This is a genomic window from Methylobacterium sp. CCH7-A2 (assembly GCF_001557075.1).
GTDB lineage: Bacteria > Pseudomonadota > Alphaproteobacteria > Rhizobiales > Beijerinckiaceae > Allobosea > Allobosea massiliensis.
In genome coordinates, this window is sequence record NZ_LSKN01000092.1 from 1 (window position 1) to 3706 (window position 3706).

The following is a 3706-nucleotide window of genomic DNA, read 5'->3' on the forward strand; positions in this document are numbered from 1 at the left end:
GAGCATGAGGGGCGGGGCTTTGGGGCGCCCCTGATCTGGTCCTGGGCGGGTCGATCTCGCGCAGGAGCAGTCCCGGCGCGCGAGCACCGCCCGGGCCATGAGACCCGGGTGGTTGATCCAATCGAAGAATGTGTGGATGCCGGCGGCGCGACTGCTTACTCGGCCGCCATCGCCATTGGTGCCTCGCCGGCAGCATCAACATGCTCGCGATCGGCGGCGTCGGACTGAACGGCACCGGGCGTCAGGAGCGGGGAGGGGAGCCAGCCCTTGCCGTCCAGTTCGCGTTCGGCCTGAGCGACGGCCTCAGGCTTAGGGCTGCGCTCGATCGCCTTGGCGGCGTCCTCGGAACACCCGGCCTCGCGAAGAATCGCGGCGATGGTCGATTTCGACAGGCGCGACAGGAACTCCTGTTCCGGGCTCCACCATAACTGCATGTCGAGATCGACGGCCTGCGCGATCTGGTTCGCCTGCGCCATCCGGCCACGGCTGATCTCATGGCGCGCGGTGACCGCATTGAGGTTCGCTGCCGACACCACGGCGAGAAGATCGGTCAGCGTGTCGATCGGCTGGTCGATAAGCCATGCCCAGAGATCGGCCTGATCACCGGGAAGGCGGTAGCCCCAAGCCTCGACAATCTCGGTCCAGCCCGACAGCGCCCGGCAGGCCTCGGACTGCTTGATGCTGAGTTCGAGCGCCTTGCGCTCACCCCTAACCTCGACGGCTGAGTGCATGTGCAGGCCCTGATAACGGCCATAGAAGCTGGCCAGCACCAAGGGATGCAGCATCGCCGCCATCGCGATGGTCGGCCGCTGCGAAATCTCGACCCGCATCGCCGCTGTCCGGATCGCCGTCAGCTCCTCGATCAGCGTCGCGGAATATCCGCTCGGCTCCGTGGTGTCGGGCTGTGAGGGCAGGGCAGGGGTCTCGCCATCATCCTGATCGCCCTGCTCACCATGATGCAGCCGCTCCAGCGCCAAGCGATCCTCTGCCTTGACAAGACCGCGCGTCACCTGAAGCGCGCCGTCATATCCGATCGCGACAAGGCAACCGGCCAAAGCCTGTTCCTCGGGAACGAAGCTCTCGGCCGCATGCTTGATGGCGTCGATGCGTTGTTCGATTTCGGCAAGTCGGTCTTCGTCGGCCGCGATCTGCGGATCGCCCTCGGCATGGGATTCGATCTGCTCGGCCATGGCGTCGTAGCTCTCGCCCAACGCGGCAAGCTCGGCCTGTTCGGCTTGCGAGTGATCGCGGCGGCGAGGGTGGATGCGACCATAGCCCATCTGATGAAGGCTGTCGGCCTCGATGCTGATGTCCGCCCATGCCCATCCTTCCGGCCGGACGGCATCCGCGACGGCTTGTAGCCGCTCGGCCGCCAGCTCCATCGCCAAGGGCCGGTTGGTCAGGAAGGTCGCCTGATCCTGCGAGAACAGGTCGCGCAGCACGGCCCCGCCGGCAGCCTCATAGGCCTCGATGCCGATGAAGCGCGCTAGCCGATCGCTACTGCGGATATGCTCGTCAGTCAGCACCGCGCGCAGATTGCCGGGGCTGCGGCTCCAGCCTTCGCGCCCGAACCAAGCCGTTTCCTGCGCCGCGTGATCATCGCTGATCGCCAGCGCGCGGGCCTGCTCGATCGTGATGGCATCCCCGCGCATCTCGTCCAAAATGGCCGGCGACAGGCTGGCGAGCTTCAAGCGCTGGCGCACCGTGACGACGGACTGGCCAAACCGGCTGGCGATCGCGTCAACCGGCAGCCCGTCCTCGACAAGGCGCTGATAGGCCAGCACCTCGTCGACGACATGCATGGCCTCACGCTGGGTGTTCTCGGCAAGGGAGATCTCAGTATCGCGCTCGGCCGCCAGCACATTGCAGAGGATGGCGATGTCCTTGCCGATCCGACCCTCCTTGGCTAAGAGCCGCAGCGCCGCCAGCCGACGCGCGCCGGCGACGACCTCGAACTTCTGGCCCTTGCCCGCCTTCCTGACGGTGAGGTTCTGGATCAGGCCATGCGCCTCGATGCTGTCGGCCAATTCGCCGATCCCGGCGGTCGCGTTCACCTTGCGAACGTTGGCGACACTGGGAACGAGCTTCGTCAGGGCGATGTGCTGGAAGGCGGTGGCGAGCGTGCCGATGGCGGCAGTCTTGGTGATCGTCGTGGTCATGGTGGTCTCTCCTGTTTGAGGCTGTAGGCCCGTCACCCGGCAGGGTGCAGGTCCGCCTGCACTCCTGCCTTCGCGGCGAGCAGCGGGGAGAGAGGGGGGCAAGAGCCAAATCGGGAGGGGGATCACCCACGCGGCTTCGCGCCGGGCGAGGGGCGGCGGCACGCGGGTCCTCGTCCCGGTCCTGCACAAGCCGCTTGCGGCGCGGAAGGATGGGGAGACCCGATTTGGCTCTTGCTGGGGAGAGAGGGCCGCGCGCCTCTCTCCCCGCCAAGCGCAACATCATCGCGCCGGCGGCGCGGCTTTTGCCGGCGCCTGGCGCCGGCCTGCGCGAGGGATCGTCACCGCAAGGCCGAGACGCCGGTCGGCGGCTCGGGGAGGGGCCTTTGCCCCGACTAGAGCCCGGTCACGGCAAAGCCGGGGCGCGCCATACCTGCTCACATGGGGGCGATAACAAGTGCCCCCAATAGCCATGTTGGAGACGTTGACAACATCACGCGCGTTGGACTATTATCCAACATGAATGCAACCCTGCTGCTGCGCGAACGGTTGATCCTGACGGAGACTGCGTTCGCCGAGATCGTGATCTGGCGTGTGCCATCGTCCGTGCGGGGCTCGCGACATGAGTTCAAATACAGCCTGGCGCTGATCAGCGATGGGGTCTGTGTGCTGCGATACGACAATGAGGCCGGCAAGGGCGACCATAAGCACCTGGGCGAGCACGAGGCGCCCTACGCATTTGTCGATCCGGAGCGTTTGCGTGCCGATTTTTGGAATGATGTCGAATCCTGGATGGCGAAGAGGAGCAACGAGCGATGAACACGGTGACTCTTGGCTTGCCTTCGGCTGAGGCGACCACCCAGCGGATGGCGGCTGCGTTTCGTGGCGAAGTGCAGGGCGCGCATCTGTCGTTCGCCTCGGCCGAGCTGCTCTGGAAGGTGCTGACCGCCAAGCGCTGGGAAATCCTGCGCGCCATGACCGGCGAGGGCGAGATAGCCATCCGCGAGATCGCCCGCCGTGTCGGCCGCGACGTCAAAGCCGTGCATGGCGATGTCCAGGCCTTGCTCACTGCCGGGATCCTCGATCGCGCCGACCGCGGCGTGATTTTCCCCTATGACGCTATCCATGTCGATTTTACGCTGACAAAGGCGGCATAACTCACAGAATTCATGCGACCGGGAGCGGGCCGGGCGGCACGGCGTGCGGTTTCACCTCGCCCTGAGTCTCGAAATCATCGAGTGCGAAACATTGTAGCTCCTAGCGATCTCGGTCATCGACTCCTCGCCGGCGTCGCGCCGCCGGACCGCCTCATCGCGCTGATGCTGGGTTAGCTTGAACCGCCTGCCGAGCTTAACGCCGCGGGCCTTTGCGCGAGCGCGCCCTTCGCCGGTGCGTGAGCGGATCAGTTCGCGCTCGAATTCCGCCAGGCCGGCGAGCACCGTCAGCATCAGCCGGCCATGGGCAGTCGTCGTGTCCGCCCATCCGTCACCGAGCGGTAAGCCTGCGCCGGCGGCCGCCTTGCGCATGTGGATTTCGGCCTCCAGCTTCTC

4 protein-coding genes are annotated in these 3706 nt (G+C 66.1%); 2 read left to right on the top strand and 2 right to left on the bottom strand.

Translation table 11 applies throughout. From position 1 onward, the window contains the following. Positions 1–155: 155 nt before the first annotated feature. Positions 156–2159, bottom strand: coding sequence for a ParB/RepB/Spo0J family partition protein (locus AX750_RS07625; RefSeq protein WP_082734959.1), 2004 nt, complete (start codon positions 2157–2159; stop codon positions 156–158). Positions 2160–2675: 516 nt separating this feature from the next. On the opposite strand from AX750_RS07625, the gene AX750_RS07630 reads away from it, so the two are divergent. Both AX750_RS07630 and AX750_RS07635 read left to right on the top strand, forming a co-directional pair. Next, positions 2676–2975, top strand: a complete 300-nt coding sequence (locus tag AX750_RS07630; RefSeq protein ID WP_066734810.1) for a DUF6516 family protein — start codon at positions 2676–2678, stop codon at positions 2973–2975. Next, positions 2972–3313, top strand: coding sequence for a transcriptional regulator (locus AX750_RS07635; RefSeq protein WP_066734812.1), 342 nt, complete (start codon positions 2972–2974; stop codon positions 3311–3313). The genes AX750_RS07630 and AX750_RS07635 overlap by 4 nt, the downstream gene beginning before the upstream one ends. Positions 3314–3364: 51 nt before the next feature. Here AX750_RS07635 and AX750_RS07640 read toward each other — a convergent pair. Next, a partial coding sequence (locus AX750_RS07640) for a recombinase family protein (protein ID WP_197431958.1) occupies positions 3365–3706 on the bottom strand: 342 nt, incomplete at its 5' end.

What these genes read in the sequence shown, in the direction of transcription:
- AX750_RS07625 (WP_082734959.1), bottom strand. Translation starts at nt 2,159, where the DNA reads ATGACCACGACGATCACCAAGACTGCCGCCATCGGCACGCTCGCCACC.
- AX750_RS07630 (WP_066734810.1), top strand. Translation starts at nt 2,676, where the DNA reads ATGAATGCAACCCTGCTGCTGCGCGAACGGTTGATCCTGACGGAGACT.
- AX750_RS07635 (WP_066734812.1), top strand. Translation starts at nt 2,972, where the DNA reads ATGAACACGGTGACTCTTGGCTTGCCTTCGGCTGAGGCGACCACCCAG.